Annotated in this window: 12 protein-coding genes; 6 read left to right on the forward strand and 6 right to left on the reverse strand. The window is 66.2% G+C overall.

Annotated features, from left to right (window positions below; translation table 11 throughout):
• The first annotated feature begins 67 nt into the window (after positions 1-67).
• The 4 genes from BKA07_RS04500 (at position 68) to BKA07_RS04515 (ending at position 4,296) form a co-directional block, all read left to right on the forward strand.
• Complete coding sequence (locus BKA07_RS04500) at positions 68-781, forward strand: HEAT repeat domain-containing protein (protein WP_167949838.1); 714 nt, start codon at positions 68-70, stop codon at positions 779-781.
• A 182-nt stretch (positions 782-963) separates the two neighbouring features.
• Positions 964-2,121 (forward strand): MerR family transcriptional regulator, encoded by a 1,158-nt coding sequence (locus BKA07_RS04505; RefSeq protein WP_167949839.1) that lies wholly within the window; start codon positions 964-966, stop codon positions 2,119-2,121.
• Positions 2,122-2,166: 45 nt separating this feature from the next.
• Positions 2,167-3,636, forward strand: coding sequence for an LssY C-terminal domain-containing protein (locus BKA07_RS04510; RefSeq protein ID WP_167949840.1), 1,470 nt, complete (start codon positions 2,167-2,169; stop codon positions 3,634-3,636).
• Between the two features lie 138 nt (positions 3,637-3,774).
• Positions 3,775-4,296: an SRPBCC family protein gene (locus tag BKA07_RS04515; protein WP_167949841.1), complete on the forward strand. Its 522-nt coding sequence runs from the start codon at positions 3,775-3,777 to the stop codon at positions 4,294-4,296.
• 67 nt (positions 4,297-4,363) lie between these two features.
• On the opposite strand, the gene BKA07_RS19200 is transcribed toward BKA07_RS04515, so the two are convergent.
• Positions 4,364-5,059 (reverse strand): MarR family winged helix-turn-helix transcriptional regulator, encoded by a 696-nt coding sequence (locus tag BKA07_RS19200; protein WP_245161836.1) that lies wholly within the window; start codon positions 5,057-5,059, stop codon positions 4,364-4,366.
• Positions 5,060-5,256: 197 nt separating this feature from the next.
• On the opposite strand from BKA07_RS19200, the gene BKA07_RS04525 reads away from it, so the two are divergent.
• Positions 5,257-5,973 carry a hypothetical protein gene (locus tag BKA07_RS04525; protein ID WP_167949842.1) on the forward strand — a complete coding sequence of 239 codons (717 nt, stop codon included), beginning with the start codon at positions 5,257-5,259 and terminating at the stop codon, positions 5,971-5,973.
• Between the two features lie 73 nt (positions 5,974-6,046).
• On the opposite strand, the gene BKA07_RS04530 is transcribed toward BKA07_RS04525, so the two are convergent.
• Positions 6,047-7,975 carry an acetate--CoA ligase gene (locus tag BKA07_RS04530; protein ID WP_167949843.1) on the reverse strand — a complete coding sequence of 643 codons (1,929 nt, stop codon included), beginning with the start codon at positions 7,973-7,975 and terminating at the stop codon, positions 6,047-6,049.
• Between the two features lie 212 nt (positions 7,976-8,187).
• Between BKA07_RS04530 and BKA07_RS04535 the strand changes: the two genes are divergently transcribed.
• Positions 8,188-8,973, forward strand: a complete 786-nt coding sequence (locus tag BKA07_RS04535) for a hypothetical protein (RefSeq protein WP_167949844.1) — start codon at positions 8,188-8,190, stop codon at positions 8,971-8,973.
• Positions 8,974-8,985: 12 nt separating this feature from the next.
• Here BKA07_RS04535 and BKA07_RS04540 read toward each other — a convergent pair whose 3' ends face one another.
• From BKA07_RS04540 to BKA07_RS04555, 4 genes are all read right to left on the reverse strand, one after another.
• Positions 8,986-9,972, reverse strand: coding sequence for an NAD-dependent epimerase/dehydratase family protein (locus tag BKA07_RS04540; RefSeq protein WP_167949845.1), 987 nt, complete (start codon positions 9,970-9,972; stop codon positions 8,986-8,988).
• Between the two features lie 24 nt (positions 9,973-9,996).
• On the reverse strand, positions 9,997-12,840 hold the full coding sequence (locus BKA07_RS04545) for an alpha/beta fold hydrolase (protein ID WP_167949846.1): 2,844 nt from the start codon (positions 12,838-12,840) through the stop codon (positions 9,997-9,999).
• A gap of 7 nt (positions 12,841-12,847) precedes the next feature.
• The gene (locus BKA07_RS04550) at positions 12,848-13,876 is read right to left on the reverse strand and encodes a 3-oxoacyl-ACP synthase III (protein ID WP_167949847.1); all 1,029 of its coding nucleotides are present in this window, start codon (positions 13,874-13,876) and stop codon (positions 12,848-12,850) included.
• A 125-nt stretch (positions 13,877-14,001) separates the two neighbouring features.
• Positions 14,002-15,093, reverse strand: coding sequence for a hypothetical protein (locus BKA07_RS04555; protein WP_167949848.1), 1,092 nt, complete (start codon positions 15,091-15,093; stop codon positions 14,002-14,004).
• Between the last annotated feature and the right edge of the window lie 154 nt (positions 15,094-15,247).

Genomic DNA, 15,247 nt, shown 5'->3' on the forward strand with positions numbered 1-15,247 from the left:
GATCTCAATCCGGGCTTGACCTTGACACGATGTCAAGGTCTTCACTGGTTTCAAGGAGGTGGAGACAATGACAAATCCACACATCACCGATAAGGCCACGCAGCATGTCTCGCAGCCGCAGCCGCAACAGGATCCCATCGTCGCAGCATTGTCGTCGCCGGCCTCGCAGCAGCGACTGCAGGCGGCCCTGTCCGTCGGGATCACGGCCGAGGACCGCCACCTCGGCGCGCTCATCCAGCGCTGCAGGACCGAGCCGGACTTCTTCGTCCGTGACATGCTCACCTGGGCAATCACTCGGATGTCTGCCGAGGTGGCTGTCGAGGTGCTCATCGCCGAGCTGAGATCAGATGTGCCGCAGGCCCAGGGGCAGGCTCTGCACACGCTGTCGAAGATCGGAGATCCCCGCGGCTGGGAGGCCATGGACCCGGGAGCCATCGGAGACGAACTGATCGCTCATTCCGACATCGAGGTGGCTCGCAGCGCGTGGAGGGCCGCCGTTGCGCTTGTCCCCGAAGATGACCGAGAGCGGTTGGCATCGTCCCTGGTCACACAGCTCGGACGGGGTGACATGGAGACGCAGAAGAGCCTCAGTCGAGCCATCGTCACCTTGGGCGAGGACCTCGTGTCAGTGCTCGATGGAAGACTGCAGGCAGAGGAAGAGACGGTGCGGACACACGCCATGGCGACCCGGGACATGTTCACCGATCCGGACGCCGGCTTCGCTCATGCCTTGAGCGAGGCCAAGCGCGTGGTCGCACTGGGGTCCGAGGCCTCAGCATAGGTCGATTTTGGGAAGGGTCGAGCGGGACGGCACTGCCGGGCGGGGCAAGCTCGTGCAGCGCTGCGTGCGAGACCTCGGGCTCCTTCCTCATGAACTGGGTGTGTTCCTCCTGAACCGGGTGTGTCGATCGCCGAGCCACGACAGCGTCACCTGTCTATAGTGGAGGCGAGAGTGAGGTGCGAATGCTGATCGGCGAAGTGGCCAGGCGTTCCGGTGTGAGTGCTCGAATGCTGCGCCACTACGAATCCTTGGGGCTGGTCGACCCCAGCGAGCGCACCTCGAACGGGTATCGGGAATATTCGGCCGCCGACATCGGACGCATCTTCCACATCGAAGGGTTGCGTAAGCTCGGAATGTCGCTGGCAGACATCGGACCCGTCCTCTCCGATCCCGCATTCGATCCCAGCCATCTGATGTACGATCTCATCGAGGCTTCCAAGCGACGGATCGCGGTCGAACAGGAGCTGCTCGCGCACCTCGAACAGATCGACCGGCTCCACCATGCCGACGGTGAGGCCCTGCTGCTGACCATCGATCTCATGCGCTCCCTCGAATCACGCGACGTCATCCAACGCCACAAGGCGGCGCTGGGCAGTGGCGTCGACGGCGCTGTGCCCGTCGAATCCCTGTCCGCGGCCGTCCTCAATGAGTCCGTGCTCAACGCGGCCGGAGCCATGCGTTGGGCTCTGGCGCAGTCGGGGCCCGAGGCGGTCCGATACCTGGAGAAAGGAATGGACGACCTGTCCGTCGACGTGCGTCGCAATGCGCTGCAGGCGCTCGACGAGATCCGCCGCAACACCCCCAGAAGCGAACTGGGGCCCGTCGCCGAGGCAAGCATTACCGATGCACTGCATTCCGGCCTCAGCGACACGGACCTCGAGGTGCGCAGCAACGCCGCTCTCATCCTCGGGCGGATGGGGGACCAGGCGGCGGTGCCCGATCTGCTCGACCTCGCCATGGATGGTCCCAAGGACATCGAAGCCGCCGAGGCGCTCGCCGCCTTCATCAAGAAGGCCGCAGGCGAGACGAGGACCGCAGTCGAAGAAACCCCGGACGTGGGAGCCGTGGGAGCCCTTGGCGAGAGTCCCCAGGGTGCGGAGGTGGACCAGGATGCGGGGGTGCACGCCGAGGTTGCGAGCCGGATCATGTCCGATCTGCGCCGACATGCACGGTCGCCGGAAGCGAAAGTGCGTTTCCGAGTGCTCCAGGTCCTCATCGAGATCCCGGGCGACGAAGCCGATGATTTCATCGCAGAACTCAGCTCCGATGAGAATCTCGAGGTCGCGGCAACTGCGACAGCGACTCTGAACCGCCGTCGGGCGCATCGACTGACCGACTGAACGGGTTCCCAGTCCGCAGCCCGCAGCGATCATTAAGCTTGTCCCATGACCTCCGGAACCACGACACCCGACTCGGGGCAGGATCGACCGAGCGATTCCGACAAGCGGCGGCACAGACAGCCGTTCGCTTTCCGACGCCACCGATTCACTCTCACCGGGGTCCTCGACTACCTCTTCTTCCTCTTCGGTGGGGCCTCGTCGACGTGGTTGGCGATGCTGATCCTGTTCAAGGGGTTCGCTCTGGGGTGGTGGCAGGTGCTGACCCTGCTCGCGTTCTGGGTGGTCGTGTCCTATCTGGCGCTCCCGCGTCTGCATCGCATCCTGTCCCAGATCTACGTCCCCAACTACTTCATCGGGCGCGCGCGAACCTCGGACGGTCTGCTCGGCGATCCGGTCAACCTCGCGTGGCGAGGCGATGAGGCGCAGATCCATCATGCGATGAAGTCGGCGGGCTGGATCCTCGCCGACGGGATCACTCCGGCCTCGACCTGGGAGATCATCAGGTCCACTCTGACGCGGCGCAGCTATCCACGGGCCCCGGTGTCGCCGTTGCTGCTCTTCGGCAGGAGGCAGGATTTCGCGTACCAACAGGAGGTCGACGGTGACCCCGGGCAGCGTCACCATGTCCGGTTCTGGAAATGCCCCTCCGGGTGGATGCTCCCCGGTGGTCACCAGGCGGATTGGCTGGCCGCGGGCACCTATGACAAGAGCGTGGGCATCTCGCTGTTCACCTTGCAGTTCACCCACAAGATCGAAGAGAACACCGACGTCGAACGCGACTACATCGTCGATACGGTGGCGCAGGCCGACGATTCCGTCGTCGTCCAGCGCGTCCGCGACTTCTCTACCGGCTACCATTCCCGCAACGGCGGTGGCGACGCGATCATCACCGACGGTGACCTGCCGATCATCGAGGTCGGCGAGGTCGCCGCTGATGATTCCGACACCCCGGAGCGTCTTGAGCTGGCCCTTGATGCGACCCAGATCTATGCCGACGCCCGTTCGGTCAGGGAGGTGACGAAGACCCTGTGGAGCAGGCGCCCGCTGCAGACGGTCGTCGGTGCCGCGCTCGTGGTGGTCCTCCTCGTCTTCCAGGCCTGGGACGTGCTGGGCACGCTGCTGGACTGGAACGGATTCCGCACCGAGGTCGTCGACTTCAGTGCAGACATCGAGCCCCTCGGCGACGAAGTGGCGACCCGAATCGCCGCCGGAGTCCTCATCGGTCTCAGTCTGCTGACCGGCTGCCTGCAGGTCCTCGCCAGCATCTCTGTCTTCCGCGGCAGCAACCGCGCCAGACTGTGGATTCTCACTCTGTCGACGGTGTCGGTGGTCGTGTCGATGACGAACTACTTCACCGGCGACCGTGACCTCGCGACGAATATGTACGCGCTGACGACGATCGCGATGCAGGTCGCGGTGCTCCTGTCGTTGTCGAGCGATTCCTCGAGGCTGTTCACACGGTTCAGCACGGCCGCGCTGCGCGCCGAGCGACAGGATCGGGCACTCGAGGACTGACCATCGGGGACTGCCCATCGAGCACCGACCGTCGTCAGACCTCGGTCCGCACACACCCTGTGTATCCTGTTCTCGACTGCACTTTGGCGGCGGACTGCCCGCCATTTGATCCGGAGCCACGCGAAGAGGCGGAACCCCATGACCGAACAGACACCAGAATCCACCACCGTTGCCGAGAGCACGGAGACGATCGACGCCTCGATCTTCGACACGATCGACTCGAAGCTCAAGGTGGTCAGCGTCGAGCTCGAGATCGCCGCTCCCGCGGCCGAGGTGTTCGAGCTCATCGCCGACCCCGTCCGTCAGCCCGAGTGGGACGGCAACGACAACCTGGGCTACGCCGCTCAGGGGCAGCGGGTGACCAGCGTCGGCAGCTCCTTCGTCACCACTCTGACCAAAGGCGTGGACCGTGAGAACCACATCGTCGAATTCGAGGAGGCCCGACTCATCGCCTGGAAGCCCTCCGAGGTCGGCGGCGACCCCTTCGGGCACAAGTGGATATGGGAGATCGAAGCGACCGGAGACCGCTCAAGTCTGGTTCGACAGACATACGACTGGACCGAACTGAGAGATCCTCAGCGGCTGCCGCGTGCGCAGTCGACGAAGGCAGCGAACCTGCTGGAGTCGCTGGAGAGGTTGAAAGCCCTCGCCGAGAAGTGAATCGAGCGGCCCCTCGGAGCGGAACGGCCCCTCGGAGCGGAACGGCCCCTCGGAGGGGAGCGGTCCCTCAGTGGGGCCAGGCGTCGGCCAGTCGTGAGAGCAGCTGCGCGAGAAGAGCACGTTCCTCATCGCTGAATCCGTCGAGGGCCTGATCGACGCTCTCCCGCTGAGCTCCTCGGAACCTGCTGGTGATCGCACGGCCCTTGTCCGTGAGTGCGATGAGTGTGCGACGGGCGTCCTCGGGATCGACTTCGCGCTGCAGCAGCCCCAGCTCAACGCCCTGTGACACGAGGCGAGAGGCCCGAGGTTGGTCGACGCCGATCGCCTCACCGATCGCACTGACGCCCAGAGGCCTCCCGGCCTGAGCGAGGGCGATGAGCAGTCGCAGCTGCGCCCGTCCGCCGAGGTGACCGCCTCCGAAGTTGCCTCGCCAATCGTGTTCGTCGTCATGTCGACCACGATCGCTGTCATGACGGCGATCGCCGCGGGGTGCGTCCTCTCCGAGTGGACCGCGCGGGTCGTGAGAGGAACGTTCATCTTCGCTGCCGTGTCGGCGCCGACCGCGCCCGAACGGAAAATCTCCCCGTCCTGGACCGCCGAATCCGGGACGGCCACCGAAACCAGGTGCGCCTGAAGGCGGCCCGAATCCGCGCGGGCCGCCACCGGGCCCGCGCCTCCACTGCAGGCGCGTCAGCGCCTCGGCGATCCTCTGGCTGGCATCGTCCGCGCCCATACCCTGATCGTTCTTCCCCTGGCTGCTCATACTTCGATTTTACATGTCTATTGACATGCTTTGCGAGTGCATGTCATGCTACATATACATGTCGAATAACAAGTAAAGGAGATGGCATGAACTCGCATAACAGCGACAGAGAGAATGACAGCAGCTTCAGCGGCCAATCAGGTCGTGACGAACGTGCTGATGAACGCAGTGAGGATCTGAATGAGGAGAGTGCGAAGATGAACGACGAAAACGAATTCGACGGGGCAGGCTCTGTCGAAGCTGACCGTTCCGAGCTCCGCGACGAGGGCCCGGACCTGACGGACCTTCTCAAGCAGGCGAGCCGCCTGCTGCGCCGAAAACTCGCTGCCGCAGCTGCAGCCGGGGAGTTCGGAAACCGCGGCCGGGCGATCCGTGAAGAGGTCGATGCCGTGATCGACGAGGCGCTGTCGGACGAAGAACTCGAAACCCTGACAGACTCTCTGAGTAGAATCGTTGACACGCTCGGCAGGAACGCGGAAGGTGCCGACGATGAGTGCAATGACCGTCGAGAGTTCGCCGGCCGACGCGGCTACGCGGCTCGTCGCGAATTCGCGCGCCGCTTCGCTCGTGCTGGCGGGGCCGCCACATACCGAGAGTATGGTCTCGGACGTGGGTTCGGTCCCTCCGGCGACCGGAAGCCGAGGCGGGAATGGAGCCCACGGCAGGACCGGAACCGACCTCACGGGTGGGGTCCGCGTGGTGGCTGGGGCTCACGCGAGGACTGGGGTGAAGGCCTCGCGGACGAAGGACGCTTCGACCACCGCCGCAGCCATGAAGCCTGGGGGCCGGAGGTCCACGGCGCCGACCATCGTGGTCATCGCCTCGGCAGTCGGCGTCGAGGCATGGGCAGGATGGCCGGCGCTGCGTTCGAACACGGATTCGCAGCGGGCTACGAACACGGCGCCCGGTCCTGAGGACTCAGGGTCGCGGCAGCCTTGTGCAGAAGAGAACCCAGCCGCTTCCCATGCTCAGCCGTGCGCTCGGAGGTCACCGGCGTCCGAGCACAGGCTCCAGGGCGTCGAGGACTGCTGTGTCCTCGATCGTCGACGGCACCGCCGGAGAGTCGACTCCGTCGGCGATCTCGCGCATCGTCTTGCGCAGGATCTTCCCGGACCGGGTCTTCGGCAGTGCGGAGACGATGTCGACCTGTCTGAACGCGGCGACGGGGCCGATCTCCTTGCGCACCAGCTCGACGAGCTCGGCGACGACCGTATCCGGATCGCCCGCCTCGGCGGAATCACCGAGGACGACGAGTGCACGCGGGCTCTGGCCCTTCGTATCATCGTGAACACCGATCACCGCGGTCTCCGTGACCGCCGGATGCGAAGCGATGGCAGCCTCGATCACACCCGTCGACAGACGGTGGCCGGCGACATTGATGACATCGTCGGTGCGGCCCATGACGTAGACGTATCCGTCCTCGTCGAGGTACCCCGAATCGCCGGTGAGGTAGTAGCCGTCGAAGGCCGCGAGGTATGAGGACACGAACCTCGAGTCATCGCCCCAGACGGTGGCCATCGTTCCCGGCGGCAGGGGCAACTTCATGACGATGAGGCCCTCCTCGCCGGCCGGCACGGGCTTGCCCGAGGGGTCGAGTACCTCCACATGGTAGCCGGGGACCGGCTTCGTCGGTGAGCCCGCCCTGAGGGGGAATTGTGTGAGACCGAGCGGGTTGGCGACGATCGGCCAGCCCGTCTCCGTCTGCCACCAGTTGTCGACGACCGGAATGTCACGTCCTGTCGCCTCGGCGAGGATGTTCGTCGTCCACTCATAGGTGTCGGGGTCGAGGCGCTCGCCGGCGAGGAACTCCGCCCGCAGGCTGGAGAGATCGTACCTCTTGATCAGCTCGCCGTTCGGGTCCTCCTTGCGCACGACGCGCATCGCCGTCGGTGCGGTGAAATGGACGTTGACCCCGTGGTCTTCGATGATGCGGAAGAAGGTGCCGGCATCGGGGGTGCCGATCGGCTTGCCCTCGAACAGGACCGTCGTGACACCGGCCAACAGCGGTGCGTAGACGATGTAGGAGTGGCCGACGACCCAGCCGACGTCGGAGGCGGTGAACATCGTGTCGCCGGGGTCGAGTCCGAAGATCGACGGCATCGAGTAGGCCAGGGCGACCGCGTAGCCGCCCGAATCGCGCACAATGCCCTTGGGCTTGCCCGTGGTGCCCGAGGTGTAGAGGACGTAGAGCTCATCGGTGGCCCTGACGGTGACGGGATCGATGCCCTCCGGGGTGTTCGCCAGCATTTCGGCGTAGTCGAGGTCCTTCTCGCCCATCTCGCAGCGGTGCTCGTCGCGCTGGACGATGACGGTGAACTCGGGTTTGCTCTCGGCGATGTCGATCGCTTCGTCGACCATGGGCTTGTATTCGAGGGTGCGGCTCTTCTCGACCCCGCACGAGGTCGAGATGACGGCCTTCGGGGCGGTGTCGTCGATGCGCACGGCCAGCTCGTTCGGGGCGAACCCGCCGAAGACGACCGAGTGGATGGCGCCGATGCGGGCGCAGGCGAGCATGGCGATGGCGGCCTCCGGGACCATCGGCATGTAGATGATGACCCGATCGCCCTTGACCACTCCCTTGTCGGACAGTGCCCTCGCGAAGCGGGAGACCTCGTCGAGGAGCTGGGAGTAGGTGATCGTGCGGATCGTGTCGGTGACGGGGGAGTCGTAGATGATGGCCGCCTGGTCCCCGCGACCGGCCGCGACGTGACGATCGACGGCATTGAAGCACACGTTGAGCTCTCCGTCGGAAAACCAGCGGTAGATCGGGGCCTCCGAATCGTCGACGGCCCGAGTCGGCTCCGAGACCCAATCGATGTGCTCCCTGGCCTGTTCGAGCCAGAATCCCTCAGGATCGGCGTCGATCCGAGCGATGACGTCGTCGTAGCTGGGTTGGTCCTGTGCAATCGTGTTCATGATCCCATTGTGACTCATTGCACATGCCCTCGCCGAGGTGGACGGCAGCGAATTCATGGTTCGTGATGGTTGTGCGCGAACCGGTTCTGGCGTATGAGCATGGTCGGGTTCGCCTCCGTGGCGTGCCGATTCATGTGCCGGCGCGGGAGTGTCACGACAGGCATTGTGCCGACTTTCGACGCTCGCGGACCAACACAGGGCACAATGGGACCATGAGATACCTCGTCGCTCTGATCATCGGCATCGGCGCCCTGTTCTGCGTCAACGCCTTCGCCGACCTCTTCTCGATGCCGCGCCCGTGGAATTCGCTGCTGATGGGTGCCACCGTCGGCATCACAATGGTCGTCGTCCTCCTCATCTGGGAAGTCGTCAAGCCCAGCAACAAGGACGCAGCACCGGCGAAGCCGGCGATGAGCGAGGAGGAGCGGGCGAACGCGCGCGCCGAGCGTCGTGCCCGATTGGCCGCCGAGGCGGGTGTGAGTCTCGATGACAGCGACCGATCCGAGCCGGACGCAGCCTCTCAGGAGTCCGATGAGTCCTCGATCGAGGCGGAACCGACCGAGGTCGAAAGCGGGCAGGACGAGCGAGACGAGGCCGAGACGGCACAGGACGAGCGACGTGTTGACGAGGCTGCACAGGACGAGGACGGGGACACCGGTGTCGGCGCCGGCCCGGGAGAGTCGGAGACATCGGCACCGGATGAGGTCGACGAAGAGGCGACGGGATCATCCCTGGAGAGCCCTCCGACAGGAGAGCCCGGAGCGTCCGTGGGCTCGACGGAAGACGCGCCGCCCGAGCCCGACCCTGACTTCGAGTCCGCCCCTGGCTTCGAGTCCGACGGGAAATCCGCCGATGGTGACGGGTCGAGGCACGACGGCGAATCCGCCGAAGCAGACAAGGCGAGGGACGACCGCGAATCGACAGATGTTGACGAGTCGTCGGATGGCGACGATTCCGGAGACGAAACCGTCCCCGGGGGACCGGCCCCCAAGAGCTGAACTCGCGCGGCTTCACTCCGTGTCTGAGTCTGATCCCATGTAGTGAGCGGCGAGGATCTCGAGCCCCTCTTCGATGCCGACCCGCGGCTTCCACCCGAGGACCTCGTGGGTGCGGCGCTGGTCGAACCAGTGGGCCGTGGAGAGCTGTTCGGCCAGGAACCTCGTCAGCGGAGGCTCATCATCGTGCTCGCCCAGGTCCCACACCTTCTCGACCACCGACCCGGCGGCCAGCGCCGGACCCACGGGAACCCTCAGCCTCGGCACCTCGGCGCCGCCGGCGATCGCGATCCGCGACATGAGTTCGCCGATGGGGCGCGGCTGACCATTCGTCACCACCAGCGACTCGCCGTGCGTGACATCGACGGCGTCGACGGCGGCGGCGATGGCCTCGACCGCGTTGTCGACGAACAGGGCATCGACGAGCGGGGCGCCCGACCCGAGAATCGGCATCCGACCCGCTCGGGCACGGTCGATGACGCGTTCGGTCAGCTGCGTGTCGCCCGGCCCCCACATGAGGTGCGGGCGCAGGACGAGGACCTTGAAGTCGACGGAATCCGCACCCAATGCGATGAGCTCGCCGGCCGCCTTCGTGCGTGCATACTCTCCGCGGGCCAGTTCGGGTGAGGCCGGGCCGGCACCCTCGCCGATGATCGAATCACCGGTGTGCGCCACCGAGGGCGAGGAGATGTGCACCATCCGCTGCACACCGGCGGCCAGAGCCGCATCGACGAGGGTGCGCGTGCCGCCGATGTTCACGGCCTCGAACTCACTGGGGTCGCCCATCATGGACACCTTCGCTGCCAAGTGCACGAGCGCCTCGGCGCCGGTGAGAGCCTCGCTGACACTCCTCGGATCGGTGACGGTGCCGATGACGTCGCGGGCACCGGCCACCTGCGAGGGGCGGCGCTGCAGCGTCGTGACCTCGTGGCCGTCTGCCACAAGCGCGCGGCCGACGGACGATCCCAGGAGCCCGGAGGCGCCGGTGACGGTGATCTTCATTGGGACTCCTCAGACAGACGAGATTCAGACCTTGGTGCGCACCGAGCCGCCGGCCAGGACATGATCGGCCCAAGCCGCCAGACGGGATCGGTCGATCTTCGAATTGTGGCGGATGTCGGTCGGGAACGTGGGCGCGACGAGGACCGCGGTGAGATCATGACCGACGACCTCGGCGACCCGGTCCCGCAGCCTCGCCGTCAGATCCAGCGGTGCCAGACCGGGGGAGAGATCGGCCCCCTCGGCATCGAGGACGGCCACCAGCGATTGGGTGCCGGCCGGACCGATGCCGACGATCGAGCTGCGGCTGACCTGCGCGTCGGAATCGACGATCGCCTCGAGGCCGCCGGGGCCCACCGGTCCGCGCGGCGTCGTGACCACATGCTGCAGGCGGCCTTCGAGCCACACCCGGCCCTCGGCGTCGATGTGGCCGACGTCGTTCGTCCGGTGCCAGGCTCGACCGTCGAGATGATCATGGGCCGAGGCTGCGGTGGTGGCCCAGAGGTTGTCATAACCGGACTTGATGTGGGCGGCGCTGACGACGAATTCGCTCAAGCGGCCCTGTGCCTCGGCCCCCTGTTCCAAGGTAGCCGCGGACGAGCCCGAGGCGTCGACGGGGGCCAGGGCCAGTTCGACGCCGTCGATGGGCCGCCCCACGCACACGCCGAGGTTGGGCGTGGCCTCGGCCGCGGTCACTCCGGCACGGTCGATGTCGGTGAGCAGCAGCCCCTCGGTCATGCCGTAGGGCGAATGGATGCTCGCATTCGGGAACACCTCGGCGATGGCATCCATCAGCTCCAGCGGCACGGGTGCACCTGCGGAGAGCACGAGTTCGACCCGGGCGCACGCGGCCTTCTGCTCCTTGTTCAGGTCAGAGGCGGTGGCCGCGACATTCTTGTACGCGGCGGGCGAGGCGAAGACCATCGTGGCGTGGCCGGCGATGATCGCATCGGAGATCGCGCCGGCCGTGAGCGTCTTCGGCTTCGTCACGGACATGTCCGGAGTCACCGAGGTGGCCCCGATGGCCGGTCCCAGGAGGGCGAACGGCGGGAACCCGGCGACGAGGCCGGTGCCCTCTTTGACATCGAAGACCCTGGTCAGCACCGCAGCCAAGGCGGAGATGTTGCCGTGGGTGTAGCGCACGCCCTTGGCCGGTCCCGTCGACCCGGAGGTGAAGAGGATCGCCGCATCGTCGGTGGCCGCCGGGGTGGGCAGCTGTGCGTGGTGCGTGGTGCGCGACAGCGCCGTCAGGCTGGTGTCGACCTTGAGCAGTTTGGCCTGCACCGAACCCAGCGGGGACACGGAGATGCGTCGGCCCGGCCAGTTGAAGGCTCGGGCCAGACCGAGTCCGGGCAGTTCCCCGATGATCCAGGCCGGATCCGCCGAGGTGGTCGCCCGCGTCATGCCCTTCGGCCCGAGTCCGGCGTCGGCGACGACCGCGACCGCGCCGATCTTCAGGCAGGCGTAGAGGGCGGCGGTGAGGTTATTGCCCGGCGGAACGAGCATGGAGACCCGATCGCCGGGACGCACACCGAGTTCGAGCAGGCCGCCCGCGATGCTCGTCGATACGTGCCAGAGATGACGCCAGGTGATCTGCTGGGCCGGGTTCTGCGAGAAATCCACCGAGGCGACGGTCTCGTCATCGCGGCGAGCGTCGAGGATCGCAGTCACCCCTCGCGCAGGAGGTGCGGCTGTCGCGTCCTCAGCGGCTGCGTTCTCAGCGGCTGCGTTCTCGCCGGATGTGTCCGCAGCGGCTGCGTTCTCGCCGGATGTGTCCGCAGGGTTCGCTCCAGCTCCGTCGGTGGGGAACGCTCCGTCGGTGGGGAACCGGGCCTCGAGCCAGTCGGTGACGACGCCGGCGACATCATAGTCCTCGCTGACCAGGTGCGAACCCAGTTCGAAGCGGTGCACATCGGCTTGGGGCAGGCGCTGGCGCAGATCCCGCAGATAGCGTTCGAGGAAGACCGGGTCCTTGGGCCCCCACACGAGGAGGGCAGGGGCGTCGAAGGCCGCGATGTCGGCGCCGATGCGCTGCAGCTCCGAGAAGGACGGATGGTTCTCATCGACGGGGATGTCGGCGACGAATCCGCCGATCCCATGGCGTCGGGAAGCATTCTCATAGGGGGAGCGGAAGGCGTCCTTGATCGCGGGATCGAGATCGCCGAGGCTCATCGTCACCCGCAGGAACCCGTCTGTGGCGACGGTCGCCGTGGGCAGAATCGGTCCTGCCAGCGTGGCCCGCAGAGGTGCCGGGATCGGCGCATCCTCGGGCTGGTGGACGGCCGTGTTGAGGCTGATCGCGGCCGAGACGAAATCGGTGTTGCGTGCCGCCCAGCCCAGGGACAGGACTCCGCCCCAGTCGTGACCGATCGTCACGACCGGGTGCTCGACGTTCGCCGGCCCGTCGTGCCCGGTGGTCTCAGCGCCGACGGCAGCGTCGCGGGCGGCGGCACTGCCTGCCACCTCGGCGAGAAGAGGCGTGACGACGGCGTCGAAGTCGTCGATGCGCTGGGACATGCGGCGCACCTCGGCGCCGTGGGGAGTCGGCAGCGACTCATGGTCAAGCCGCTCGGAGAAGCCCATGTCGAGGTGGTCGGGGGCGATGAGGCGCCACACGCGCCCCCCGGATCGGGCGGCGTCCACGGTCGCTCGGGCCAGGTGCCGCCACAGGTAGGACCAGGTGGGGTTGCCGTGCAGGGCGAGGATCGTGCCGCTGGGCTCGAGCCCTTCGGCGCGCAGCACCTCGAGGGTGTCGAGGACGTGGAAGGAGCGTGGTCCTTCGGGTGTCGTGGCCTCGACGATTCGGGACCAAGCGGGGTCCCACTCGGGCAGCTTCGGGGGAGCTTGAGCCGGCCGTGCAGGAAATCTCATTGAACCTCTACCACTCGATTTCGGTCATTGCGGTGTTGAGTCCCGACCCGACTCCCATGCACAGGATGCGGTCGCCGGGGTTGAGGCTCGACGCCTCGCGGGCGAGCGTGATCGGCAGGGAAGCCGGTCCCACATTGCCCAGCTCAGGGTAGGTGACCGGAATCCGATCGGGATCGAGGTTCGCGGCCTTCGTGATCGAATTCACGTGCACGTCGGAGACCTGGTGCATGACATAGCGATCCATCTCGCGCCAGTTCCACCCGTCCTCGTGGGCCTCCTCCCACGCTGCGACGACGAGTTCCATGCCACCGGCGAGCAGGCCCTTGGTGTCGGTGAACATGCCGTTGTGATCACCGACGCACAATTCGTGGTGCTGGGTTGCGGCGCGGGTGATGCCGCCGAGGACGCGGTGACCGGCCGGATGCTTGTCGGCCGGGCCCAGGACGGCGGCGGAGGCGCCGGATCCCAGCGTCAGGGAGGCGAATTCGTTGAGGTACTCCTCGCGGCTGATGCCCGGGCGGGTCAGTCGGCGCAGTGTGGCCTCTTGGACTCGGGAGGCGTCCTCGCCGGCGACGATGAGAGCGTACTCGATCTGGCCGGCGTCGATCATGTTCGCGGCCAGGGTCATGCCGTTGACGAACCCCAGGCAGGCGTTGGCGATGTCGAAGTTCATCGCCTGCGGCCCCAGTCCGATGCCTGCGTGAACACCGACGGCCACCGAGGGTTCGAGATGCTCACGGGTGACCGAGGTGTTGATCATCAGGCCGATCGAGTCGGGAGAGACACCCGACTCGGCGAGGACCTTCTTGCCTGCGGTGATCGCCCCGTCGGCGAAATGGCTCGGGTTGTCCCAGTTGCGGCGTGCGTCGACACCGGCGACGCGCTGCAGGAGCCCGGTCGGCAGGTTCAGGGTGGACAGGGTATCGGCGAGACGCTCGTCGAATTCTTGTGAGGTCACTTCGTGCGGGGCGACGGTCTCGGTCAGGCCGAGAAGCGCCACGTTCGAGTGCCGGAAAGTTGCGTTGCCATTCGCCAATTGAGGTTCTCATCCCTTTGCGGGTCGTTCGTCGTCGTCTGCTGAGGCCGATGCGGCGCGCCGTGAGGCGCGGCACGCCGGGGAAGTCCGGAGACTATCTTATATCCCTGAGGCTGAGATGTTCCTCAGCGTGTGAACCAGGTGAATCCGTCGTAGAGCATTCCGGTCGCGCACAGGACCGCGATTGCGGCCAGAATGATCGAAGTCACCGTATGCGAGACCTTCGAGGATTGGAACCGAACGGCCCGCGAATGGGACATAGGGCGGTCGGTGATGAAGCGCCCGAACTGGACGAAGATGCGCCAGTCCATGACGTCGATGAGCGACTTCGCCGCGAGGGTGAAGACGATGATGCAGCCGATCGCCATGAAGAGGAAGAAGACGAAGCCCATGAAGCCGAATTCGCGGAAGAAGTCGACGACACGATCGGCGATGGCGGTGGCGAAGCCTGTGAATCCCTCGCTGAAGGGCAGCGCATCGAAGGAGCTCGTGATGTGGCCCAGACTGTAGCCGTCGCGTTCGGTGCGTTCCGCGCCGATGAACATGGTGAGTGCGGCGGCCAGAGCGACGAGGAGGTTGATGATCGAGATCGTCGAATTGTCCGGCCAGAAGTCCAGGGACTTCAACGTGTACGTCGAGGCCAGTGCCACGCAGATGATCGCACCCGCGAGGGCGCCGACAGTCGCCGGGAGGAGGAGGTTGTTGAAGAACACGAACGCGACGACGGCGATGAGGACGGCCCCGAAGATATAGGTGAATACCGCCAGCGTGTCACCGTTCGAAGACGTGGCCGCGCGCCGATTCGCCTCGATCATCTGCCCCGACTGGCCGATGTTGTTCCGCAACTCTGCCTTCGTGGCCCGCTGATCGGCATCGGACCCGGCTGCCGACATCACCCGGGTCTCGTCCTCGCTCATGCCGTAGACGCGTTCGGGCCGGCCGTGAGCCCGAGTCGGCTGCTCATAGGCGCGCGTGGGCTGCTCGTAATAGCCCGCTCCCGGCTGTTCGGCCCCGCCGTAGCCGTGCTGGCCGTATCCCTGCTGGGGGTAGCCGTACCCGTTGTGGCCATAGCCATTCTGCCCGGGTGCCGGTCCGCTCTGTGCTCGAGGCTGCGGTGCCGGCTGCCATCTGCCGATCCGAGAAGCGATGAGATAGATGATGAGGACGACGAGGGCTGCGAGGACTCCGATTGAGATGCTGGCGCCGATCTCGCTCATAAGTGGACTTCCTGGGAATGGACAACGGTGGTCGTGTGCTCAGTCTAAGAGGTTTGAGGCGGTAATCACGTTTGCGGACCGTCACAGGCCGGTTGGGCGAGTCCCCTTGCCGCTGCCGGTACACGTTGCCGTTGCCCGCACAAGGGAGGTGTCC

The organism is Brevibacterium marinum, assembly GCF_011927955.1.
Taxonomy (GTDB): domain Bacteria; phylum Actinomycetota; class Actinomycetes; order Actinomycetales; family Brevibacteriaceae; genus Brevibacterium; species Brevibacterium marinum.